The organism is Cohnella silvisoli (genome assembly GCF_021190915.1).
GTDB classification, from domain to species: domain Bacteria; phylum Bacillota; class Bacilli; order Paenibacillales; family Paenibacillaceae; genus Cohnella; species Cohnella silvisoli.
This window is the reverse complement of record NZ_JAIOAP010000003.1, coordinates 145,326-170,672: the sequence shown is the minus strand read 5'-3', so window position 1 is coordinate 170,672 and position 25,347 is coordinate 145,326. Positions and strand designations below refer to the sequence as shown.

General features: G+C 49.8%; 14 protein-coding genes. 1 reads left to right on the top strand and 13 read right to left on the bottom strand.

Annotated features, from left to right (window positions below):
* Nucleotides 1-183: 183 nt before the first annotated feature.
* From K7P76_RS07520 to K7P76_RS07465, 12 genes are all read right to left on the bottom strand, one after another.
* Nucleotides 184-1,794 (bottom strand): extracellular solute-binding protein, encoded by a 1,611-nt coding sequence (locus tag K7P76_RS07520; RefSeq protein WP_232184612.1) that lies wholly within the window; start codon nt 1,792-1,794, stop codon nt 184-186.
* 59 nt (nt 1,795-1,853) lie between these two features.
* Complete coding sequence (locus K7P76_RS07515) at nt 1,854-2,735, bottom strand: carbohydrate ABC transporter permease (RefSeq protein WP_232184611.1); 882 nt, start codon at nt 2,733-2,735, stop codon at nt 1,854-1,856.
* 15 nt (nt 2,736-2,750) lie between these two features.
* Complete coding sequence (locus K7P76_RS07510) at nt 2,751-3,707, bottom strand: ABC transporter permease (RefSeq protein ID WP_373692346.1); 957 nt, start codon at nt 3,705-3,707, stop codon at nt 2,751-2,753.
* Nucleotides 3,708-3,865: 158 nt separating this feature from the next.
* Nucleotides 3,866-4,984, bottom strand: a complete 1,119-nt coding sequence (locus tag K7P76_RS07505) for an SGNH/GDSL hydrolase family protein (protein WP_232184610.1) — start codon at nt 4,982-4,984, stop codon at nt 3,866-3,868.
* Nucleotides 4,985-5,041: 57 nt separating this feature from the next.
* Complete coding sequence (locus tag K7P76_RS07500; protein WP_232184608.1) at nt 5,042-7,492, bottom strand: glycoside hydrolase family 27 protein; 2,451 nt, start codon at nt 7,490-7,492, stop codon at nt 5,042-5,044.
* Between the two features lie 15 nt (nt 7,493-7,507).
* Nucleotides 7,508-9,874 carry a glycosyl hydrolase family 95 catalytic domain-containing protein gene (locus tag K7P76_RS07495; RefSeq protein ID WP_232184607.1) on the bottom strand — a complete coding sequence of 789 codons (2,367 nt, stop codon included), beginning with the start codon at nt 9,872-9,874 and terminating at the stop codon, nt 7,508-7,510.
* 27 nt (nt 9,875-9,901) lie between these two features.
* Entirely contained in the window at nt 9,902-10,735 is an 834-nt protein-coding gene (locus K7P76_RS07490) for an amidohydrolase family protein (RefSeq protein ID WP_232184605.1), read from the bottom strand.
* Nucleotides 10,736-10,856: 121 nt separating this feature from the next.
* On the bottom strand, nt 10,857-16,112 hold the full coding sequence (locus tag K7P76_RS07485; RefSeq protein ID WP_232184603.1) for a X2-like carbohydrate binding domain-containing protein: 5,256 nt from the start codon (nt 16,110-16,112) through the stop codon (nt 10,857-10,859).
* Between the two features lie 81 nt (nt 16,113-16,193).
* Entirely contained in the window at nt 16,194-17,879 is a 1,686-nt protein-coding gene (locus K7P76_RS07480) for an extracellular solute-binding protein (RefSeq protein ID WP_232184602.1), read from the bottom strand.
* Nucleotides 17,880-17,985: 106 nt separating this feature from the next.
* Entirely contained in the window at nt 17,986-18,882 is an 897-nt protein-coding gene (locus tag K7P76_RS07475) for a carbohydrate ABC transporter permease (RefSeq protein ID WP_232184601.1), read from the bottom strand.
* A 15-nt stretch (nt 18,883-18,897) separates the two neighbouring features.
* On the bottom strand, nt 18,898-19,851 hold the full coding sequence (locus tag K7P76_RS07470) for an ABC transporter permease (protein WP_232184600.1): 954 nt from the start codon (nt 19,849-19,851) through the stop codon (nt 18,898-18,900).
* A 238-nt stretch (nt 19,852-20,089) separates the two neighbouring features.
* Nucleotides 20,090-21,769, bottom strand: a complete 1,680-nt coding sequence (locus K7P76_RS07465) for an extracellular solute-binding protein (protein WP_232184599.1) — start codon at nt 21,767-21,769, stop codon at nt 20,090-20,092.
* Nucleotides 21,770-22,326: 557 nt separating this feature from the next.
* Here K7P76_RS07465 and K7P76_RS07460 point away from each other — a divergent pair.
* Nucleotides 22,327-23,253 carry a transposase gene (locus tag K7P76_RS07460; RefSeq protein WP_232184598.1) on the top strand — a complete coding sequence of 309 codons (927 nt, stop codon included), beginning with the start codon at nt 22,327-22,329 and terminating at the stop codon, nt 23,251-23,253.
* A 447-nt stretch (nt 23,254-23,700) separates the two neighbouring features.
* Here the strand turns inward: K7P76_RS07460 and K7P76_RS07455 are convergent, their stop codons facing one another.
* Complete coding sequence (locus tag K7P76_RS07455; RefSeq protein WP_232184597.1) at nt 23,701-25,338, bottom strand: extracellular solute-binding protein; 1,638 nt, start codon at nt 25,336-25,338, stop codon at nt 23,701-23,703.
* Between the last annotated feature and the right edge of the window lie 9 nt (nt 25,339-25,347).

Genomic DNA, 25,347 nt, shown 5'->3' with positions numbered 1-25,347 from the left:
ATCGCTATCAATATGGTGAGCAAATCTTGCATTTTGGTGACATATACAGTAATTATCGGCGAGAAGCCGGCAATGCCTGCCGAAAACTCTGGCTTTGCCAGCTCCCTTTGCTTACATTAAAATCAACCGATAAAAAGCCATCCGAACCTGATAGGCTCGGATGGCTTTACATTCAGCTTTTCACTATTGGTTAGCCAAATAGGCTGCCTTCAATTCCCCGAGCATCTTTTGGTACAGCTCGGAATTGACCACCGATGCGACGTATTTATCCCAATCCTCGAGACTCGATTTGCCAAGAATGACTTTGATCATATTATCTTTCAGATCCGTTGTCATTTCGCCGAATCTCTGCATGTAAGTCGTTGAATAAGATGCATAGGTGAACATCGGATTCAATTGGCCGTTGCGGTCTTCGGCGATTACTTTCTTAGCTGCTTCCAGGAAGCTGTTGACCATAGCATCGCCTTCGGGCGTTACCTTCTTAGTCTGTTTAATCGTTTCATAACGCGTCTTATCATCCTCGAAGTACGGGCTGTCCGAGGACAGCAGATCCATCTGGTGTTTCTTGGCAAGCTCCTCCTGCTCTTTCGTTTGCGTATTGTCGCTCTTGTTCCGGTATTCGCCGTTTTCGCCGTATTTGACGATACCGCGGGCCTCTTCGCTGATGATCCAGTCGATCATATGCAGGATGCGGGCTGTATCGCCATCGCTTACCTTAGCGTTGATGGCCAACGATTCGTCATAGCGGGACGTCATCATGCCGTGGCCCTTCGGTCCTTTGATCGGATTGAGCAGCACCGCTTTCGCACCTTCGCCTGCTTCGGCGTTGAATTTAAAGACGGGATCCGGTGTTTCCGACGGAATAAAGGTGAACCATTGGAAGAATGTCGAAGCGGACTTCCCGTTCGTGAACTGCTCGAAGAAATTCAACTTGCCAAGCATAAATTCGGGATCGATCGCTTTGGCTTCGTACAACTCGTTCATATATTTCAAGTAGTCCCTGTAGCCCGGCGAATACTCAGCTTGAAGCCAGTTCCCGTCCTTGTCCACGGCCCACCCGTCGATATTGGTAAAAGCAGGCGCAAGATGCTCGCTTGTCAAATATTGATCGAGCGATGTTCCATATCGCTTTGGAGCGTCGGACAGCTTGATAAGCGCGGCCTTTAATTCATCCGTATTCGTAGGTAAAGGGATATTGTTTTTTTCCAACAGATCTCCTCTCATCCAGAAGCCGCAGCAAACCTCCGGTGACATATTGGCCGGGACGGAATAAATCTTGCCGTTGTATTTGGCCATATCCCACAGCGATTTCGGGATTTTCGCCAAATTCGGATATTTGTCCGAGAAATCGGGCGCTTCCACGATCGGCGTTAAATCTTTGAACAAACCGTTATTGATGGCCCCCACCATACTGTCCAGGTAAGTAACAAGCGAGTCGGGACGCAGCAGGAACAGCTCCGGCAAATCGCCGGTAGCCAGTCTGACGTTCAGCTTGTCCGGATATTCGCCATGAGGCGCGAATTCGAATTTTACGTTTACATTCGTGTGTTTGCTTAACAGCTTCTCCACTTGGGAATCCGGACTGACGGGATTCCAGCTGATCCGCAGCCATGTAATGTCGAGCGGCTTTTCTTCCTCTGTGGCGGAAGCGCTTCCGGAAGGCGACGGGCTTGCCGATCCGGCCTTCGATTCCTGTTCGGCAACGTTTCCGTTTTTGCTGCACGCCGCCGCGAAGATTAGCATAATTCCGATCAGCAGCACGAACGTCTTTTTAAACCCCGAATTCTTTTTCATACGTACCCTCCATGTTTTGTAATATCTATTTCATAAGGTCGCGATGAGCCTTAATGAAATCAGGATTTAACGGACCCGATCAGTACGCCTTTTGCAAAATACTTCTGCAGAAAAGGGTAAACCGCAACGATCGGAATCATAACGATAACGACGGTGGCCATCTTCAGCATCTCCGGAGGAACTGCATTTTTCGCGAGCATCTCCGCAACGACATTGGCGTTCATACTATTGTTCATGTTCATCGCCAACACCATTTGCTGCAATATGACTTGCAGCGGCCATTTAAGCGCGTCATTGATGTAAATAACGGCTTGGAAATAAGTGTTCCAGTAACCAACCGCGAAGAACAGGGCAAAAGCGGCCAGCGGCGCTTTGCAAAGCGGAAGAATGATTTTATAAAAAATTTGGATGTCGTTGCAGCCGTCGATCTTCGCCGATTCTTCCAGTTCTGACGGAAGGGTTTGAAAGAAGCTTTTCAATACAAGCAGCGTCCAGGCATTCGTTGCGCCGGGAATAATGACGGCCCACCACGAGTTGATCAAGCCCAACTTGAAAATAAGCAAATAGTTGGGGATCATGCCCGGATTAAATAAAAGCGTAAACAGGATAAGAAGCAGGATCATTTGCCTTCCCGGCAAGTACGATTTGGAAATCATATAGCCCATCGTACTGGAGATGAGCAACGCCAATGGCGTACCGACAAGCGTTATGAACAGGGAGGCCTTGAGCGCATAGAGGAACGAGCCTCCCGTAAGCAAATATTTGTAGGCTTCCAGAGACCATTTTTCCGGCCAAATGTAAAACTTCCCAGGCACATATACGCTCGCGTCCGTAAATGAGACAGCCAATACATACAGGATCGGGAAAACCATCATGGCCGCGATAAGAGCGAGTAGGAAACCAATCGTTCCCTGGTACATATAAAATTTAGCTTTGTACATATTCCGCACGTTCCTTTACCATATGCCTTCATGCCCCGTGCGCCGGATCAATCGATTGGCCGCAAGCACGGCGATCAAACCAACGAACGATTTAAATACCCCGACGGCGGTGCTATAGCTGAACTTCCCTTCCCGTACGCCGATCTTGTACACATAAGTATCGATGACTTCCGTCATATGAAGGGTTACGGCGTTTTGCATCAACAACACTTGCTCGAAATTTACTTCGAGTATGTTGCTGAGAGATAAAATGAATAGAATGACAATGGTTGGAATGATAGATGGAATCGTGATATGCCGGATTTGCGCCAGCCTACCCGCTCCGTCGATCGTTGCAGCTTCGTAAAGGGTCGGATTAATGCCGGCAATCGCCGCCAAATAAATAATAATGTTCCAGCCTACCTCTTTCCACAGCCCCTGCAGCATCAGGATCGGGTAAATAAATACATCCTGCAGAAGAAAGCTGATTCTTGTGCCGTTAAGAGATGCGATTAATTTGTTAATGATTCCTTCTTCAGACGACAGGAAAAAGTACGATAAGCTGATAACGATGACCCATGATAAAAAATGAGGAAAAAAGACGAGCGTTTGAATAAACCGTTTGTAAATCTGGTTGCGAACTTCATTCATCATTAAAGCCAATAGAATAGGTGCCGGAAACAAGATAAGAAGACTGAGCCCGCTGATCGATAACGTATTTCGCAAAATTCTCCAAAACTTAGGATCGCCGAACAAGTAGTCGAAGTGCTTGATTCCAACCCAATTGCTGCTCCATACTCCTTTGACAGGCGAATAATCCTCGAATGCGATGACGATGCCAAGCATGGGTAAATATTTGAATATGAGGAAGAAAACCATACCAGGGACACCGATTAAATACAGGTATTTATATTTGCTTATGTTCTGGATCAATGTCAGCCTTCGAGCCATAGGAAATCTTAGCTGATCGGAAATGGTGTCTTGCACCTGCATTCACTCTCCTTTTGTCTCAGTATGCGATTTTTTTGAAACGCACGCTATCAAAATGGTGAGCACTTTTTGTAATATAGTGACATCCCAAGCCGAATAAAAAAACAAAAGAAGACAGTCATAACAAACTGTCTTCCGTACTATTCCGTTCAGATATTCTATTAATTACTCAAAAACCTCAATATCCTTAATCCCGTTCCCGTACTTCGATCGTCCTTCTTAGCCGTATTCCGCACCACTATGCGCATGTCCGTCCGATGCTCTTGGATCGGGAACATCGCGATCACCGGGCGATAGGCCATTAAACACCATTCGTCGAATAGATTAACCTCTTGGAACGAGACTCCGTCCAGCGAATATTCGAAAATACCGCTATCGGGACCGCACAGCAACAAGATTCCCGCGCTCCGTCCGGTAACAGAGAAAGTCAGCGAAGCTCCCGGCTCATCCGCGCGCAGATGATCGATCTCGTAACGCCAATTCATCATCGGGCCCGGATAGGCGTCAATGACTGCAAAACCGTTCAAGTTGTTCGCGATCCCAAAACCGGGCATGGAGGCATATTCATAACTCGGCTTGATCAATGACACTGGCAGGCTAGCGTTGCCTTGGTCGTCACTCGTGTTCCGTGAACCCTCGATTAGGACAAGCTGCAAGTATTCCCGCATATACTCCGCGTAAAGCGCGTGCCCCGCATCGTTCGGATGGACGCGATCGTTCGCGAGCTCCCCCCAATCCCCTTCTCCCGTTAACTCCCTTTGCCGGATTCTAGCCGCGAAGTTGACGGATGGTATGCCGTAATGGGAGGCCACTTCTTCATGGACGGCTATGTTGAAGGGAAGCCCCTCCGACAAGTTCTTATCCGCCGCGGTATAGACGAAACAAATATCCGTGTGCGGAGATTCCCGCCGGCATTGCCGAACAATTCCCTCCATCCCGCGGATCGATTGTTCCCGGTCTTCGCCGTCGTTCACGCTGAATTCCACGAACAGCAGAGCGATCTCGCCGCGCGAGAGTACGTGCTCCCGCAATCTATGAGCGCCGAAGGTAGAAGTCGTACCGCCGACTCCCGCATTGATGCATGTTACCCGTTCCTCGGAATACCGCTCCTTCAGGTAACAGCCGGTCAATGCCCGCCAACTGGTCAGGTCCGGGTCCGACGCTCCGGCGCCTTCCGTGATGGATCCTCCGAGAAAAGCGACGACAACCGGTTCATTCCGGCTGAGCTTATTTTTAAAATGAGGTAATCCCCCTCGCAAGTTAAAGCTTTGGTTAGCCACGGATTTCTCTCCTTTGCAATATCAAGCCCTCCCGATCGCTCGGGAGAGCCCCTTAGGTCAAGGCGTGACTCTCAGCGAATCTAAAAGCATGAATGTTCCCGTTTTCTTCACGGCCTTGAGTGTATGGGAGCCGCTCGTCAAGCCGGAAATGCCGTACACGACTTGGTTCGTTAACCTCGTGGCGTTATAAGTGCTGACCGTTTGCTTGAATACGTTGTCCACGTAGATGTCGACGTCGCCCTGGCCGGCTTCTTTTTCAGTGATCAATTCGATCCCCGTGCCGGTGAACGTGAATTGGAAGTAATCGTTGTTCGTCTGGGTGAAATGGACGTCGTCGTTGTAATCTCCGAAACCCCTGCTACCGTTAAGCGACCAGGTACCCGTATACGAAATGCCAGGATCTGTATTGTTGTATTGAACCTTCGTGCTAACAAAGCTCAGTTTATCGAGCAGCATGTAGGTTCCCGTCTTTTTGACGGCCTTGATCGTATGGGAGCCCGGTGTCAATCCCGATATTTTGTAAACGGTTTGCTGGGCCAACCGGGTGGAGTTGTACGTGCTTACCGTTTCCTTGAACACGTTGTCCACGTAGATATCGATATTGCCCTGTGACGAATCCTTCTCCGTAATCAGTTCGACTCCCGTGCCCGTGAACGTGTATTGAAAATAGTCGTTGTTGTTCATCGTGTAATGCACGTCGTCCTTGAAGTCCCCGAAGCCTCTTGCGCTGCTGAGCGACCAAGTGCCGGTATACGAGATTCCGGCATCGGTGTCGTTCACTTGAATCGGCGAGGCTACACTGAAGCTTAATTTGTCGAGGAGCATGTACGTCCCCGTTTTCTTCACGGCTTTGAGCGTATGGGAGCCGTTAGCCAATCCGGTTATGCCATACACTTTCTGTTGAGCTTGCCGAGTGGCGTTATAAGTGCTCACCGTCTGTTTGAAAACCCCGTCCACATAGATGTCGATATTGCCTTGGGAGGAGTCCTTCTCCGTGATCAAGTCGATTCCGGTTCCGTTAAAAGTATACTCGAAATAGTCGTTGTTCGTCTGGGTGAAATGAACATCGTCCTTGAAATCTCCCAATCCCCTGTTATAGCTACGGCTCCAATTGCCGGTGTACTTGATTCCGGTATCGTCGTCGTTAACGGCTAGGGAACCGCCCTGCGAAACGACCCTGAGCAGACGCGAAGCATGGGAAGCGAGACTGACCGAGCTATATCCGGTATTATAGGTTCCGAGATCGGTATGGGTCCACAGATCTCGAACGGAAGCCGCGCCGCCGAGGCCGATATCGCTCCAGTTCACGGTCACAGTAGCTGCGGAACTCCCGAGATTGACGAGTCCGACCGTGTAACTGCCGTCCCCGTTATTCGCATACCAGACCTGCTGGTTGGTCGCCGTGGACACGGGATGCGCCGGGCGTCCCGCTTGATTGACCGCGATCACTTCGTCGTTCGTCAACAATCCGATTCCGAAGCTGTCCAGATTAGTCAAGTCGTTGCCGGTATAGAGCTGCGCCGACGACATAGCCCATAACGTCATCGCCGTCCGCCGCTCATCCTGGGTTATGCCGTCCATTGCGCCGTTGCCGACGTCCAAAGAATCGAAATCGTTCCAGCCTCCCGGACTGCCGTGCCGCCACCACTCCTCTGCCTTCGGGAATGTTCGGGCGATGTTCGCCCAAGTCGTCAAGCCGCTAGTTCCGCAATAGCATTCGATATCCCAATCGACTCGCCAGCCGTTGGCGTACTGTTTCCAATAGTCGATATAGTTGATGTCGAGCGCCCAAGACAGCTCCAGCCATATCCCATACGGCGCCAGCGCATCGGACCACGCTTTGACGTCGCCCCGTGCGTCGATGGTCGTATCGTTATGCCCGGAACCCGGCGTGACGCTGTCGAATTTCAGGAAGTCGACTCCCCATGAATCGTATAGATCGGCAATGGAGTCGATATAGCTTTGGGCGCAAGGGTTCGTAAAATCGATCTTATACCCGAGCCCCCAATAATCCGACGTCGTCAAAGGCTGGACGGCAATATCCTGCATCGAACAGCCCGGTGCCCCGTAGATCGGAAGATCCGCGTTGTAAGCTTGAGGGGAAAGACCCGGTATCCCGTAAAGTCCGAATTTCTGCCCGTTGGCATGAACGTAGTTGATCAGATCCACGATGCCTAAAGGGTATAAGGTCGTACTAGGAACCGGACGCCCATAACCGTCGATGCCCCCGTTCCAGCCTGCGTCCACGTTGATGTAGTTATATCCGTGGGATTGAAGGGTCGTGTGCATGGCATCCGATTGAGCTTTGATATTCGTTGCGTTAATCCAGCTTGAGTTGTTGTGGTACACCTGCAGGCTATAGCTGCTCCAGCCCATCAGGGGTTTAAGCGCCAATCCGTTGTTTGCGGCTTTAACGACCGAAGCGTTCGGGATGAAAATACCAAGTTGCGCGATAAAGAAGATAAGCAGCAACAGCCCAGCTCGTACGTTGCCTGACCTCTGAATCACATCATTCATCTCCTCTTAGGGTATCAGCCGGATTTTCTCTCCTTTTTCCGTCTCCAATGCCAATATGTCCCCTGTCAGAGTCTCCTCCTCTCGGCCCCGGATACACCGCGCTTTACCCCACGGGTTGTAAACCCGAAGCGGCGAGCCGGCTTCGCTATAGATTTCTATCCCTTGGATCATCCCCGCATCGGCTATCGCGCTTACGAGGAATCCGCCTACCGCTCGGAGCGTGCGGAATTCCGCGCGCCTATTAAGCGGCCAGTTAGGGAAGAAGCGAATGATTCCGTTGTAGCTTTGCATCAGACATTCGTTGATGACGACGGGCAAAGCAAAATTCTCGAACCATATGCCCATCGGCCCCATATAATCGAACGGGGTCGTATCCGAATATCTACCCCCGGATTCTAGCAATTTGTCCGTGCAAGTACCGTTCGGAAGCAGGCAATAATCGATTTGGCGCTTGAAGCGTTCCAGATCGAGCTGCCCCAACCGCGCCCCGGCGAGATTAAGGAAAACGAGCTCGTTCCCGCCTTCGTTGCGATGGTTCAGATAAGAGTTCACCCCGATTTGATAGCGCTCCGGCGACGAATGCAAGCCGTGATCTTCCCCCGGGAATACGGTCGAGATCCCGTTCGGCACATTATAGACCACCTCCGGGTCTTCGCCCGGGACGGACACGAATACGGTTCCCCGCTGCGATTTCGCCGTCGGATACTCGGGAAATTTGCCAAGAATATCCCCGACTTCGGCCAGCAATTCCGCTTCCGCTTTGTTTAACCCGAGCGCCTCGCAAGCTTCCAGGAAAGCGCGAAATAGGAACTTCGTCAGCGTCAGGTCGACGATGCAATCGCTGTTTTTCTTGAAACCTGGCGTAAGCTCGTACAGCTCCGGTACCACCGTCGGAAAAATATGATACCGGTCATCCCCCCAGGCTTCTCCATGCGCGTCCGGTCTTTTCATATAATCCACCATGAACAGGACGGCTTCCTTGATCGGCGTATAAGCGCGGTCTGCCAAGAACGCCTTATCCATCGTGTACAGATAATGCCACCAAAGGCTCTGCACGGTCCACGGGGTTTCGCAAACTTCCCAGCCCCAATGGGGGACGGGATAAGGCATCATGTTCATTTCCACGGGATAAGCGGAATGCGGGTAATAAGCGCCGCGCAAACCGTAATATTCCTGAGCCCATTTGCGGCTGACGGGAAGCACGTGATCGACCATATTCACGTAAGCCAAGTGTTTATCCACGTGGTTGCTCGAGAACGCGAGCCAAAAAGGCTGTTGCGTATTGTAGTTCATATGGTAGTCTCCATGCCATTCCGAGCCGATCTTGCCATAGCTCCAATTGGCGAATATTCCCGGACACGTCGCTTCCGGTTTCACGGAGCATTGGAAAAAATAGAGATTCCGATACCATACGCGCTCCAGAAATTCATCCTCCAAGATGACGCCCGAGCGGGACCAATAATCCTCCCATTTCTTATCGGAAAGATCCAATGCCGCGGAAAACGACTCTTGATCGGGGGAATCGATGACTGGGATCTCCCAGGGAACGTTCGCGTCCAAGCCTTCGTTCAGCTCGATGCAGACAGTAAAGTTGGCCCCCTCGCCAAGCTTGGCTTCAAGTACTTGGGTACTTTCTTGAAAGGCTGCTTCGCGAGAGACTCGAGCCGATAACCGGAACGCCCTGTCTTTGGAACGATCGCCGGCCGGCCCCTCCTCAGTCAGGGAGTAGGGAAGAGTTTGACGAAAGGAAAGACAACTGCCCGTAACGTCTACCGAAGCCGCCAGCGTGGGAAGCTCAGGCGGCGTATTCGGGTCGGGGATCAATTTTATCCGATTAAATATATTTGCTCTCGCCGATAACCCATCCGAATCCTGAAGCGTCGCCCACAACCGATCGACATGCTGATCGACGAAGACGAGCAACGTAACCGCGGTATCCCCGACTTTGAAGTAAATTTCGCACAATCCGTTCTCTATTCGCAGTTTATGTCCGAGCACTTCCGTCGTCCGCCGGTCGAAGCCTAGCAGCATGGAGCCGCAAGGCATCGGGCGCGGATACGGGAAGTCGTAATTTTCGCTAGTCATCGCTACGTATTCCCGGTACCAAGCTTCCTCGTTTAACGAGGAATAACCGGCGGGGATTTTCTTCAACCTTGCGAATAAGTCCTCGAAGGTTCCGATCTTGTCCTGATGATTCTCGGCAATTCGAATATCCCATACGTTGTTATGTCCGAAATGAATGACAACCGCGTCGGGACGCGTCGTCACGACAGCGCCCAAACCTCCGTTTCCGAGCAAAGCGCCTTCGAAAAAGCCCGAAGCCGGGCGGTCGTAACTTATCGCGTGTTTGCTTGCCTGTTCCTTTGTATTCAACTTTACCGCCCCCTTGATGTGCCTCTTTTACAATCTGTAGAATGACGCGGCCGTACCGCCTAACACTAGGTCGACCTCTTCTCGCGAACGTTCTTCTAGCGCGATGTTTGTTTCCGTCCATACTTTGCCGTAATCTCCGGCTAGATTCGCTACCGGCCAATCGCTTCCGAACATCACCCGCTCAGCCCCGAATACATCCAGCGCATAGTCGATATACGGTTTGATATCGGCAGAGGACCAACTCTCCCAATTCGCGGCCGTATTGAGTCCAGACACTTTGGCAAACACTTGCGGATAAGACGCCGCAGCTTTTAATTGACTCGACCAAGGCTCCATTAGACTCTCTTTAATTTGCGGTTTGGCTAGATGATCAATGACTATCCGTAAGTCGGGCACGCTCTCGGCCAGCTTAGGAATGTGCTTAAGATGATTCGGAAACACGGCGACGACATCGAAGGACAATCCGAACGCGGCCAGCACTTTAAGCCCTTCGATTACCTTATCGCCGACAACCCAGTCCGGGTCTTTCTCCTCGTGAATCAGATGACGAACTCCCTTGAACAAAGGATTCCTTGAATAAAGCTCCAATTTCCTTGCGGCCTCATCCGGTTTGTTCAACGGCACCCAACCCACCACGCCCGCGATCCAATCGTACCTGGAGGCGGTTTCCAACATATAGTCCGTGTCTTCGTAGGAATCCATCGCTTGAACGATCACCGTTTTCTCTACTCCCGATGCAGCAAGCAACGGTTCCAACTCGTCGGCCTCGAAAGTCCGATAGATCGGTCCGTACTCCGGGACGAGCCAAGGATATTTCACTATATCCAAATTCCACAAATGCTGGTGGGCATCCACTCTCATCGCTGTTTACTCCCCCCTCTTCTCTCGGATGAACTAGTTGATATCAAGCCCTCCTAATCATTTAGGAGGGCTTGATAGTGAAATTAGTTTGTGACTCTTATGGTCTCTTATGGAGTGACTCTTATGGAGTGACTCTTATTGAGTCTAAGAGCATATAGTCTCCGGATTTTTTTACGGCTTTGATCGTATGAGAACCTTTGGAAAGTCCGGAAATCCGGTACACGGTTTGCCCAATCAATCTAGCGGGGCTATACGTGCTTACCGTTTGCTTAAATTGGTCATCCACGTAGATATCGATATTGCCCTGCGAAGAGTCCATTTCCGTAATGAGTTCGATTCCCGTTCCCTTAAATTTGTACTTAAAGGAATCGTTGTTTCTCTCCGTATAATGGACGTCATCCTGATAATCTCCCAATCCTCTGCCGCCGCTGTGATTCCATATGCCTTTATATTTGATTTCTGAGTCCGAATCGTTGATTAAAGCCGTAGAAGGTACGGTAAATGTCAACTTATCCACCAGCATAGAGTCTCCTGATTTTTTCACTCCCTTAATGGTATGAATACCGTTGGTCAGCCCGGAAATGCCGTAAACGGGTTGCCCGGTAAGTCTTGTGGCATTATAGGTATTCACCGTTTGTTTTTGCTTACCATCCACGAAAATCGTGATATTGCCTTGCGATGGACCTTTAGGCGAAATCAATTCAATTCCCGTCCCCGTAAAAGTAAACTCGAAATAATCGCCGTTCGTCTCCGTGTAATGAACGTCATTCTGATAGTCCCCGCGGAAGGAGAATGCCAGTGCCGATATTCCCACCGGTCGGGTTGCAAGGTATTCCTTCTTGATGGTGACCAGGTTGCCCGACAGCGTATAATCGCTGCCCGCCACTAAAGGGGTTCCACCGTTGGTTATGCCGAGCAAGTTGCTTCCGTCGATATTCAACGATGCCGTTACGTCAGCCTGCGCATTCCTATCGAAGCTTGCCGTATCCGGGCTGATCAGATCCGCTATTTTATATTTCAATTGATCGAGCAGCATATAATAGCCCGATTTCTTCACGACCTTGAGGGTATGTTCGCTATCGGACAATCCGGTAATGTTGTACACGGTTTGCAGAGCTTGCTTGCTTACGTTGTAAGTGCTAATCGTTTGCTTGAACACGTTATCAACGAAGATGTCCATATCTCCCTGCGAAGAATCCTTTTCCGTAACGATTTCGATTCCCGTGCCCTTAAACGTAAATTCATAATAATCGTTATTCGTCTCCGTGAAATGCACGTCATCCTTGTAATCTCCGAGTCCCCTGTTTCTGTTATGCTGCCAAGCGCCATGGTAGGAAATTCCGGTATCGTCGTCGTTGACGAATACATACCGGCCTCTGGACGTGTCGCTTACGATAACGGCAAGATTCTGCGTCGCTCCTTCGCTGAAGGAGAAAGTCAGATTGACCGAACCCGTTGGCAGAGTGGCAAGGTATTCCTTCTTGATCGTGACCTGGTTCCCGGATACCGTATAGTCGGAACCGGACGCCAATGCGGTTCCGCCGTTCGCGATGCCGTTCAAATCATTCCCGTTGAGGGCTACCGTTGTCGTGATATCGGCTTGAGCCGTTTCTTTCCGATCAAAGCTTAATACGGACGGGCTGATCGTACTGCTCTGCGGCGTCGAATCGCTCACCGTAATGACGAGGGTCTGCACAGCTCCCGAGCCAAAAGTGAAAGTCAGGTTCGTTGTGCCGACAGGTCGGGTTGCAAGGTATTCCTTCTTGATGGTGACTTCGTTGCCTGAAACCGCGTAATCGGTGCCTAACGCCAGAGGAGTACCGCTTTGAGCTATGCTGCTTAGCGTGTCTCCATAAAGCGTCATCGTTGTCATGACATCGGCTTGCGCTGCAACCTTCTTATCGAAGGTTCCCGTTGCCGGGTTGATCCCGACAGGTACGCTAACGCTGAATTTATCCAACAGCATATAAGATCCCGATTTTTTCACGGCCTTGATCGTATGCGGACCATTGGACAGTCCCGAAATGCCGTACACGGTTTGTTGGACTAATCTGCTATCGTGATAGGTGTTCACCGTTTGCTTAAATACATTATCTATGAAAATATCCATGTCGCCCTGCGAGGAATCCTTTTCCGTGATCAGATCGATTCCCGTTCCCGTAAAGGCGTATTCAAAGTAAGCGTCGTTTGCCTCGGTGTAGTGAACATCATCCTGATAATCCCCGAGTCCCCTGCCCGTGCTATGTCCCCATGAGCCTGAGTACGTAATGCCGGGATCGTTATCGTTGATAGAAGCCTTTGGCGTGTTGGCAGCGACTGGCACACTGACGCTGAATTTATCGAGCAGCATGTAAGATCCCGATTTTTTGACTGCCTTGATCGTATGCGGGCCATTGGACAGTCCCGAAATACCGTACACGGTTTGTTGGACTAATCTGCTATCGTTATAAGTGCTTACCGTTTGCTTGAATACGTTATCCACGTAGATGTCGACGTCACCCTGCGAAGAATCCTTTTCCGTAATCAGATCGATTCCCGTTCCCGTAAAGGCGTATTCGAAGTAAGCGTCGTTTGCCTCGGTGTAGTGAACGTCATCCTGATAATCCCCAAGTCCCCTGCCCGTACTATGCCCCCAAGGACCCGAGTAAGTAATGCCCGAATCGTTATCGTTAATGGAAACCGTACTGTTCTGTGCCCCGGAGTTGCTAACCGTGATAGCGAGAGTCTGCGTGGCTCCTCCATTAAAGGAGAAAATAAGGTTGGTTGTTCCGATCGGCTTTGCCGCAAGGTATTCCTTCTTGATGGTGACCTCGTTGCCCGATACCGTATAGTCGGTACCTGACGCCAGCGTTGCTCCATCGTTTGTTATGCTGCTCAATTCATTTCCGCCGACTGTCGTCGTTGTCAATACATCCGCCTGTTCCGGTACCGCTTTATCGAAGCTTGCCGTTGAAGGGCTAATCAGATCGGGTACGGCAACCGTCAATTTGTCTAGCAGCATGAAGTACCCCGATTTCTTATCGACCTTAAGCGTATGGGCCCCGCTCGGCAATCCGGTAATGTTGTAGACGGTTTGCTGGGCCAGCCTTCCTAGGTTATAAGTGCTTACGGTCTGTTTGAACACGTTGTCCACGTAAATATCCATAGCGCCTTGGGAGGGATCCATTTCCGTAATCAATTCGATTCCCGTTCCCGTAAACGCGTATTCAAAATAATCATTGTTGGTCTCGGTCCAATGAACGTCGTTTTTGTAATCCCCGAGCCCCCTGTTCGTGCTTTGGTTCCACGCGCCCGTGTAAGAAATGGAGGCATCGTCATCATTAAGGGAAACCGAGCCGCCGATAGAAGAATCTTTGACGATCAAGGCAACGGTTTGCGCTGCTCCTGTATTAAAGGAGAAGATCAGATTCGTTGTTCCTCTTGGCCGGGCGGCAAGAAATTGTTTCTTGATGGTGACCGCGTCGCCCGATACCGTATAGTCTGTGCCTGGCGCGAGCGTTGTTTCACCGTTTGATATGCTGGTCAATTCATTTCCGTTCCATGTTATTGTCGTCGTTACATCGGCCTGAGCCGTTGCCTTCTGGTCGAAGCTTACCGCGGCCGGAGTAACTCTACTGTCCCGCGGAGTTGTATCGCTTACAGTAATGTCTAAGATTTGCGTTGCCCCCGCGCTGAAGGTGAAGTTCAGGTGGGTTATTCCGACGGGTCGATTCGCAAGGTATTCCTTCTTGATGGTTACCTCGTTGCCCGAAACCGTGTAATCCGTACCTAGAGTCAACGGCGTAACGCCGTTCTTAATGCTGCTTAATTCGTTTCCGTTAAGCGTCATCGTTGTCGTTACGTCAGCCTGGGCAGATCCCTTTTTATCAAAACTTCCGGTTGTCGGGCTGATCGTACTGTTCTGTGCCGAAGCATCGTGAATGGCGACTAAGAAATTTTGCGTTGCTTCCGTAAATTCCTTGCCTCCGTTTCGATTCCAGGAGCCCGCGTATTTCATGCCGGTATCGTCATCATTGAGGGAAACCGAGCCGCCCTGGGAAGTTACTTTGAACAATCGCGATCCGTGCGAAGCCAGATTAATAGAACTATAGCCGGAGTTGAAGGTTCCAAGATCGGTATGACTCCACAAATCCCGAACGGAAGCGAGGCCGTTCAATCCGATATCGCTCCAATTGACGTTAACCGTCGCGGCGGAACTTCCAAGATTAAATAGACCGACGGTGTAAGTTCCATCTCCGTTGTTGGCATACCAAACCTGCTGTTCGGAGGCGGTCGATACGGGATGCGCGGGGCGTCCCGCCTGATTGACGGCGATCACTTCATCGTTCGTCAATAACTCTAGACCAAAGCTGTCCAGGTTGGTTAGATCATTGCCCGTATATAATTGCGCCGACGAAATCGACCATAACGTCATAGCCGTCCGACGCTCGTCCTGCGTGATGCCATCCATGGCGCCGTTGCCGATATCCAAGGAATCGAAATCGTTCCAGCCGCCCGGTCCGGCATGCCGCCACCACTGTTCCGCTTTCGGAAAAAGACGAGCGATATTCGCCCATGCGGTTAAAGCGGTATTCTGGCAATAACACTCGACATCCCAATCCACACGCCATCCGTTGGCGTACTGTTTCCATGTATCGGCATACTTAATATCCAGCGCCCATGATAATTCAAGCCATATATGATGCGGGGCCAATGCTTGAGACCAAGCTTTAACGTCGTCTCTAGCATCAATGGAAGTGTCGTCATGGCCCGAGCCTGGCGTAACGCTGTCGAATTTCAGGAAATCGATTCCCCATTCTCCGTATACGTCGGCAATGGAATTGATATAGCTCTGCGCGCAAGGGTTGGAAAAGTCGATTTTGTATCCGATTCCCCAATAATCCGACGTAGTCAACGGTTGGACGGCAATATCCTGCATCGAACAGCCGGGAGCTCCGTAAATCGGCAGGTCGGCGGCGTAAGCTTGCGGGGATAAGCCCGGAATCCCATAAATCCCGATTTTCTGCCCGTTGTTATGCACATAGTCGATTACTTCCTGAAAACCGTTAGGATATAGCGTAGTGCTCGGAATGGGGCGGCCATAACCGTCCATGCCCCCGTTCCACGCGGCGTCGATGTTGATATATTCGTAGCCATGGGATTGCAGCTTCTCGTGCATGGCATCCGATTGCGCTTTAATTTGGGCCGCGGTGATCCATTGGCCATTGCCGGAATAAACCTGCATGCTGTAGCTGCTCCAACCCATGTACGGTTTCTGCCCCAACCCGTTGTTGGCGGCCTTGGCAACATTCGTAACAGGAACGATAAATCCCAATTGCGCCGCGATCATAATGAAAGCAAGAAGCCAAATCCGAGCTTTTTTTACCGCGTTAACCACATCATCCATCCCCTTAGTTATTGGAATTAAAAATCAGGTGCTCTATTTCGCAATAAAGCACCTGATTTTCTTCGAACTTTATTATTTAGCGGATGCGTCGTACGCTTTTTGCAGGATCTCCAGGTAACGATCCAATTTCAAATCTTTCAGGCCTTTAACATAAGAGTCCCAATCCTTGTTCAAGTCTTTGTTGCCGGTAACGAATTGCAGCGCGTTTTGCTCGATGTAATTTTTCAGATTCGTTTGCAGGATGCTCGCTTCGTCGATCTCAGACGGATCGATCCAGATCGACCAGATCGGGAACAGTTCTTGCGGCTCATGACCTTTGTACAATTGCGTTGCTTGGTACAGTCTGCGCTCATAGTTGGCAGAGTCGTAAATGTCCGTGCCTTGAACGAAGCTGTCTCTGTATTCCGCTGGTTGGTAGAAATGGGCCGTTCCGCTCCAGCCGGCGTTGCGAGGAGCTTCGCCTTCTACGGCAGGAATCGTTTTGACCATAGGAGTGACGCCTTCTCCAAGCGCAACGTCGCCTGGGGCCGGATCTTCCCAGTCAATGCCTTTCATTCCCGCCGCGCCGTTCGTTTGTCCTTCCGGCGTGTACATATAATCAACGAACTTGATCAATGCGATTTGCGCTTCTTTGCTCGCTTTGTTCGTAATAGCGAATCTTCCGCCCGGGTTTACGCCGCCTCCATCATGCGTAGCGTATGAAGCGTGAGGACCCGTAAGCGGTGGAAGCGGATTGTAATGGGCCGAATGCAGGTTTCCTTTGTCGATGCTGACGAAGATTGCAGGATGCATACCCGCACCGGCGCCTAAGATTTCCGTATCTCCGTTTTCTCCGATTTTCTTGTAAGCTTCGGAGTTTTGCGTAAACGCGCCCGGATCGATCAGCTTTTCATCATACAGGGACTTGATATAGGTTAAGCCCTCTTTCCACTCCGGCTTAATGGCAGCGGATTCGACTTTCCCGCCCGTCAGATTCAGGTAATTACGGTCGTCGTCATATACGAAGCCGTTCATAAGATAAGGGATAATGCGTACGCCGTAGTCTTCGATCGATCCGCTAAGCGGAACTTCGTCCTTTTTACCGTTGCCGTTCGGATCGTCGTTCTTGAACGCTTCAAGCACTTTTTTGAATTCTTCGGTCGTTTTCGGCATTTCAAGATTCAATTTTTTCAACCATTCGGTATTCAGCCACAGCTTGTTCGGATAGGAACAATGGAAACATTGCGTATAGGACACGAGCCCGTAAATATTGCCGTCCGGAGCCGTAATCAACGACTTCAAATCAGGGTGATCTACCATTGCCTGTTTAACGTGGGGCGCATATTGATCGATGAGATCGTTTAACGGTATTAATACTCCTTGTTTCCCGTACTTAACAAGATCCGCTTGCGTGAATTGGTCAATCCAAGCGGTCAAAAAGTAGGCATCCGGATAGTCGCCGCTTGCCAGCGAAATTTGGCGTTTCTCTTTAGCGCCATCTTGCTGGGAAACATCCCACTTGAATTTGATGTTGAATTTTTCTTCCACGTGTTTCGTGAATTTATTCGTAGCTAGGTCGATGTTCGGTTCCTGTACGGCAAAAACGCTGATTTCAACCGGTGCGGTCGATTCCGGGGCGGCTGACGACGATTGTGCCGCCGGTTGCGATGCGGATGCGCTGGAACTCGGTTCGGTTGTATTCTCTTTTTTCGAACATGCAGCAATCACCACGCTGAACGCCAATAGGCAGGCCAACAAACTTAAGACGCTTTTTTTCAATTTTTTCGCTCCCTTTTCTAATGTGGAATGGTTTGATTTGAATTTCATTTGAATTCATTGCTTGTTCGACCGCTACATATCGATCACTCCTCTCAATCCTATTCGATCAGCCTTTAACGGAACCGACCAGCATCCCTTGCACGAAGTATCGCTGAACGAACGGATAGATGATAAGCACCGGCAATGTCGCAACCACGATTAGCGAATATTTCAACGACTCCGCAAGCTGCTGTCTTTCGACGAGCTTCATGGCGTCCATAACGCCGGAGCTGTTGTTTTCGATGATGATGCTCCTCAGAATCAACTGCAGAGGAAATAGGTTTGCGGTTTTGAGATAAATGAGCGCATCGAAATAGGCGTTCCATTGACCCACTGCGTACATAAGGACGAGCACGGCAATGATCGGTTTGGATAGGGGAATGACCACGCTTCTCATAAAACGAAAATCGCTGCAACCGTCCATTTCGCTGGAATCGATCAATTCATCCGGAATGGAGGTTTGGAAAAACGATCTCGCGATAATGACCTGCCATACCCATATCGCGTTCGGAATCAATAACGCCCATCTTGTATCGATCAGCCCTACTTCCCTGACGACCATATAAGTTGGAATCAGGCCCCCGCTAAATAACATGGTGAAAGTAATCATCATCATTAAAGCATTTTTGCCGAAAAACGTTTTTCGCGAGAGCGGATAAGCAATCATGATGGTAAGAATCACGCTGATTACCGTTCCGGCTGCCGTGTAGAACAAGGAGTTCGCATACCCCGTCATGATTTTCGGCGTGTTAAACAGCCTTTCGTATCCGTTTATCGACAGGTCAACCGGCCATAACCATACCCGACCGGAAGTTACCGCCGCCGGACTGCTGAACGAACTGCTGACAATATAGATGAGCGGATATAGCACGACGATAAATACGAGGCTCAATATGACATAAATCGAAATGAGAAACACTTTATCGCCGGTAGAATCTTTAATCGGTTTATTCTTCGATGCCATGGAAGCACCCCCCATTTACCAAATGCTATTGTTTGAGAATCGTTTGGCTAGACTATTAACTCCGAACAGCAGAACGAGATTAATGACGGAATTAAACAAACCGACCGCGGTCGCGAAGCTATAATTGGCGTTTCGGAGACCAATATCGTAGACATAGGTGGCTATGATTTCGGAAGTACTTAAATTGAGCGGGTTTTGTAGCAAATAGATTTTCTCGAAACCGATCGCCATAACGTTGCCTACGTTCAGAATGAGAATAATAACGATCGTCGGCAAAATACCGGGCAGATCTACGTTAACGATTTTCTGGAAGCGCGAAGCTCCGTCCACTTTAGCAGCCTCATACAACGTTGGATCCACGCCGGCAAGAGCTGCCAAATAGATGACCGCGGAATAACCGGCCGTCTGCCAAATATCGGACCAAACATAGATGGATCGGAACAATCCCGGTTCCCCTAGGAAATTGACGGATTCGAATCCTAGGTAATTCAAGGCGACATTCACGAATCCCAGCCTTGGAGCCAGAAAAAGCATAATGATGGATACCATGACGACGGTGGAAATGAAATACGGCGCGAACGATACCAATTGAACGAGCCGCTTGAACCGGGCATTGCGAACTTCGTTCAGCATTAATGCAAGCAGGATTGGAATAGGAAAACCTGCCAGCAATAGGTAACCGCTCACATAAACCGTGTTCTTGATCAAAGTCAAGAACATGGGATTATCGAAAAATAAGTTGAAGTTCTTAAACCCTACCCACGGGCTCCCCCATATCCCCTTAATGACGTTATAATCCTTAAAGGCTAGGACGGCATTCAACATCGGGTAGTACTTAAAAATAAGAAAAAACAACACAGGCGGAATGATGAGCACATATAATTGCCAATGTTTCCTGAAGCTTATTTTGGCCTCTTGAGATATTCCTCGCTTGATGCCGCGCGTCACTGTCTTACGGTTTAATACCATCTCTTTCTCCAGAACGATCCCTCCTCGGTCAATTGCCTCAGCTGCATGATAGCGCTTTCTACACGACTGATTTTATATGGATATTGCTCTATTCGGATAGGTACATTTGGGTGTTTTCCCGTACAGTTCCCCAGATTTCGAAGGGTGCAAATCCCCGTCTGCGCGTACATTTTTCCGTCGGCCTTGGAAACGCTCGCAAAAATCCCGACTGCTAGCGCAGCCGGGATTCATGTGCCTCTTATTTGGAGGTTGCATCGTAAGCTTTCTGCAAAATTTCGAGATAACGGCCAACGTTAAGATCTTCAAGCCCTTTCACGTAAGAATCCCAATCCTTGTTCAGATCCTTGCTTCCGGTTATGAATTGAAGCGCGTTCTGCTCCACGTAGTTTTTGATGTTCGTCTGAAGGATGCTCGCTTCGTCCGCTTCTTTGGGATCGATCCAGACCGCCCAGAGCGGGAACAGCTCCTTCGGTTCATGACCGAGATACAAATCCGTCGCTTCATTCAACCTGCGCACGTAACCTTCCGGAGTGTAGATATCCGTAGCCGAAACAAAGCTGTCGTAATATTCCTTAGGCATGTAGAAATGACCCATTCCGCTCCAGCCCGAATTGGAAGGAGCATCTCCATCTTTCGCGGGTATATAAGCGAATTTAGCTTCAACATCCTTGCCAAGCGCCTTTTCATCCGGATTCGGCTTTCTCCAAGTCACCCCTTCCAAACCCGAGGCGCTATTGGTTTGGCCTTCCGGGGTATACATATAATCGACCATTTTGATCAACGCGATTCGCGCTTCTTCGCTTGCCTTGTTCGTGATGACGAACTTAGCTCCGGCCGAGATTCCCCCGGCATCATGAGTGGCAAAGGAGCCATGGGGTCCAGCTAGCGGCGGAACGGCATCATAATCGGCGGAGAATTTGTTTCCGGCGTCTATATTGACGAAGATTGCAGGATGCATCCCCGCCGCCGCTCCAAGAATTTGTGCGTCCGCGTTTTCCCCGATTTTCTTATACGCCTCGGCGTTTTGCGTGAAAGCGCCCGGATCGATCAAACCTTCGTCGTAAAGCGACTTGATAAACGTCAGTCCTTCCTTCCATTCCGGCTTATTGGCGGCCGTATCGACTTTACCGTTCGTTAGATTCAAATAATTGCGATCGTCATCGTAAATAAAGCCGTTCATGAAGTAGGGAATAAGACGAACTCCGTAATCTTCCGTCGAGCCGCTGAGCGCCAGTTCGTCTTTCTTGCCGTTGCCGTTAGGATCGTCGTTCTTGAATGCCTGCAACATCTTCTTGAATTGTTCGGTTGTCGTCGGCATTTCAATGTTCAGCTTCTTCAACCACTTCGTATTGACCCACATTTTGTTCGGATATGAGCAATGGTAGCATTCCGCATAAGCCGCCAGCCCGTAGATGCTTCCATCCGGAGCCGTATTAAAAGCTTTGAACGTAGGATCCTTCTTGATGACGGCTTTAATATTGGGCGCATATTTGTCGATAAGATCGTTTAACGGCACGAATACGCCTTGCTGGCCGTATTTGAGAACATCCGCTTGCGAGAACTGGTCAATATACGCCGTCAAAATGTACGCGTCCGGGTAATCGCCGCTCGCCAAAGAAATTTGGCGCTTCTCTTTCGCTCCGTCCGATGGAACCGTTTGAAACTTGAATTTCGCGTTGAACTTTTCTTCGAGGAGCTTCGTGAATCCGTTAGTCGGCAAATCGATCCCGTTCTCCTGCACGGCGAAAACATCGATTTCCACCGGCTCGGCCGATGCGGAAGCCGCCGTTCCATTCCCTTGCTGCGAAGCCGAAGCTCCCGTCGTGGGATCCGAGCTTTCTTTGCTTTTCGAGCACGCCGACAATACCATTCCGATGATGATCACTACCGCAAACAAAGCCGATATTTTCCTTTTCATTTTTTTGCTCCCTCTTCTATTCAGTTTATTTATACGATGGTAGCGCTTACCACACGATTGATCATATTGGAATTTACCGGAATCGGAATAGGTACATTTGGGTCGTTTTACGTACAGTACTCCCTGCTCCAAAGGGGCAAATTTACATGCCCGCGTCCAAATCTCCATCCCAGTAACAAAAAGTCATTAAGAAGAACCGGGGCTCTGCTTCCGGTCCTTTTACTTTTGGCGAATATCCGTAATAAAGCAATCTTACCCATGAACTCCCTTGTAACTCTGGGGGTCGATCGGTCCGATACTCCTCTTCATGCCTGCGCAATTTGCGAAAACGTACCATTATCCCCCCGCATCAGAAGGAGAATAGCAACACCGCAGCCTCCCCTACCTCCTCTCCGCGAAATGCACCTTTATCCCATCCGGTCAGAGGGAAAACACTTGGTTCATACAGTTGAAAATAAACCCGGAACGCTGAAATTTTACCCGATATCTCTTGAAAATAGAACGTATGTTTGGTATTATGAAAATAAGAACAAATGTTCTATTTGAGGAGGGTGTGTATGTTTCTGGATCATCTGACCTTCGAGGCATTTTGCCAGCAGTTCAACTCCGAGCAGACTTGCGCCGAGGCGCTGTTCGAAGCCAGATGGCCGGACGGCTTCCGTTGCCCGACTTGTCGTCATTCTCACTTTTATCTCATCCAAACGCGCAGACTGCCTCTCTACGAATGCCGCTCCTGTCGCCATCAGACGTCTGTCATCGCCGGCACCATCATGGAAGGCAGCCCCACTTTGTTGACCCGCTGGTTCCAAGCGATGTTTCTCATCTCCCGGCCTTCCGGCATCAGCGCCTCCCGCCTGTCCCAAGTGATTCAGGTCACCTATAAGACCGCGTGGCTCATCGCAAGAAAAATCCGCCATGCCTTGCAACAAGCCGATGAAGGCGACCCGCTCACGGGTGTTGTGCGAGTAGACCCTATCTCTTACGGTTACACGTATTATAGCGAGGCCCAGCAGCCGCTGTTGATCGGCGGATCCCTCGACGAGCGAGACGAGCCTAAGCAAGTCAAAATCAAACAACCGGATCCCAGCCATGTGAATAACGCGTTGAGGTGGATTGAAAAACCTGGTGTCCAAGCGTTCGTAAAAGATCATATCGATGAACAGGCCGTGACCGTTTTGGGGCGCGGCAAACTTCACCCTGCTTTCAACCCCATCAAGTGGAAGGTGACCGCGTGGCTGAACAATACGTTTAATGGCATCGGGGCCAAACATTTGCAGGCTTATTTAGACGAGTTTTGTTTCCGGTTGAACTTAAAGCTCCGCCGTGTCCCGGTTTTCAGCCAACTGCTCCATTGGTGCGCCACGACACCAACTTTGACTTACAAAGATCTGACCCGCAGCAAATCGGTTCTCACCGTTCCCTGGGTGGTCTGGGGAAGCAAAGCGAAGTGGAAAGGAAAATATCTCACCCTATGGAACGCTTGATGCTTGGGATACCTGCTTTTTGAGTTGTCGATAACCCGTTCCATTCTAATTCAATTCACGAAACGGCAAACTTATGCGTGATATTCGGGAATTCGTTGATTGCAACTCCCTCTCAAATCATGGCATTCGAATATCCGCTGATTGGCAACTGCCTACTCAAGTCATGCCATTAGAAAATCCGTTGATTGCAACTTTCTCTCAAATCATGGCGTTCGAATTTCCGCTGATGGGCAACTCACTTCTGAGGCAAGGGGATAATGGTACGATTTCTCCGAAATGGCACGGAAATTAGGTGCCGATCTATTTTCCTACTTTTCTGACGCTGCGGGATATTGGTACATACGAAGAAAAACATATGAAGCCTAGATGAGCTGATGTCCATAAAACTTATGCTTACTGATAATTCAAAAAAAATCCTGGACGCGGCGGCGCCTAGGATTTTTAAGCTTACCTGTTATCCGTTTTTATCGAAACATCGTATGCTTTTTGCATAATTGCGATGTAACGACCAATCTTCATATCGGTCAATCCCCGTACGTAGGAATCCCAATCCTCATTCAAATTTTTGTTGCCCGTAATGAATTGAAGAGCGCTTTCTTCAATGTAATTTTTGAGGCTGGACTGCAGGAAGCTTGCTTCCTCCGCTTCCCTCGAATCGATCCATACCGACCAAATCGGGAATAACTCCTTCGGCTCTTTTCCTTCATAAATCAACGTAGCTTCGTAAAGCCTTCGCTCATAACCGTCGGGAGCGTAAATGTCCGTGCCTTGAACCCAGCTGTCCCGGTATTCCTTCGGCATATAGAAATGCCCCATTCCGCCCCATCCGGCATTATTGGGCTTATCTCCCTCTTTGACGGGAATTCTCGTGAACGCAGGACTTACATTAGAGCCTAGCGCCTTTTCTCCCTCGATTGGCCTTCTCCAATCCAACCCCTCCTTGCCTACTTCGGCGTTTGCCTGCCCTTCGGGAGTGAACATGTAATCGACCATTTTGATCAAAGCGATCCGAGCTTCCTTGCTAGCTTTGTCCGTAATAACGAATTTGGCTCCCGGAGTCACTCCGATCGTATTATGCACCGCATAAGAGGAATGCGTACCGATTAACGGCGGTACCGGGTTATAATCGCTCCCTCGGCTGTTGTCCGGTCCCGTATCCACGAAAATCAAGGGGTGCATGGCGGCTCCCGCTCCTAAAATCTGCGCGTCCGCATTATCGCCGATCTTCCTGAAAGCATCGGCATTCTGGGTAAAGGCTCCCGGATCGATTAGACTCTCATCGTAAAGGGTCTTTATATAAGCCAAACCCTCTTTCCATTCCGGTTTGTCGGCTACCGTATCCACTTTCCCTTTAGTCAGGCTAAGGTAGTTTCTGTCGTCGTCATAGATGAAGCCGTTCATAAGGTAAGGAATAAGACGCACTCCGAAATCTTCCGTCGATCCGCTCAGCGGAACTTCGTCCGCTTTGCCATTGCCGTTCGGATCACGGGTTTTGAAAGCTTCCAATACTTTCTTGAACTCGTCCGTCGTTCTCGGCATGTCCAGGTTCAATTGCTTCAACCACTTCGTGTTTAGCCACATCTTATTGGGGTATGAGCAATGAAAGCACTCGCTATACGCCACCAGCCCGTAGATATTCCCATCCGGCGCCGTATTGAAAGCCTTTAAGGTTGCATTGTTCTCCATCGCCGCTTTGACATGGGGCGCGTACTTATCGATCAGTTCGTTCAAAGGAACGAAAACTCCCTGCTTGCCGTACCGAAGAACATCCGCCTGCGAAAATTGGTCAATATAAGTCGTGAGAATATAGGCATCGGCATATTTGCCGCTGGCCAGCGATATTTGACGCTGCTCTTTGGCACCGTCATACGGAACGATGTTCCAGTCGAACTTTACGTTAAACCGTTTTTCGAGGTTTTTCGTGAAATCGTTCGTTTCGAGATTTATCGAGGCGTCCTGTTGAGCAAAAACTCTAATACTTATTACGGCCGAGTTTGCGCCGTCGGGTTTCGAAGACGACATGCAGGCTGTTAGGATCAATTGAAAAACGATGACTGCAGCCGTTAGAATCGCGCTTCTTTTCAATTTTCTCCC

What these genes read in the sequence shown, in the direction of transcription:
- K7P76_RS07520 (WP_232184612.1), bottom strand. Translation starts at nt 1,794, where the DNA reads ATGAAAAAGAATTCGGGGTTTAAAAAGACGTTCGTGCTGCTGATCGGA.
- K7P76_RS07515 (WP_232184611.1), bottom strand. Translation starts at nt 2,735, where the DNA reads ATGTACAAAGCTAAATTTTATATGTACCAGGGAACGATTGGTTTCCTA.
- K7P76_RS07510 (WP_373692346.1), bottom strand. Translation starts at nt 3,707, where the DNA reads ATGCAGGTGCAAGACACCATTTCCGATCAGCTAAGATTTCCTATGGCT.
- K7P76_RS07490 (WP_232184605.1), bottom strand. Translation starts at nt 10,735, where the DNA reads ATGAGAGTGGATGCCCACCAGCATTTGTGGAATTTGGATATAGTGAAA.
- K7P76_RS07475 (WP_232184601.1), bottom strand. Translation starts at nt 18,882, where the DNA reads ATGGCATCGAAGAATAAACCGATTAAAGATTCTACCGGCGATAAAGTG.
- K7P76_RS07470 (WP_232184600.1), bottom strand. Translation starts at nt 19,851, where the DNA reads ATGGTATTAAACCGTAAGACAGTGACGCGCGGCATCAAGCGAGGAATA.
- K7P76_RS07465 (WP_232184599.1), bottom strand. Translation starts at nt 21,769, where the DNA reads ATGAAAAGGAAAATATCGGCTTTGTTTGCGGTAGTGATCATCATCGGA.
- K7P76_RS07460 (WP_232184598.1), top strand. Translation starts at nt 22,327, where the DNA reads ATGTTTCTGGATCATCTGACCTTCGAGGCATTTTGCCAGCAGTTCAAC.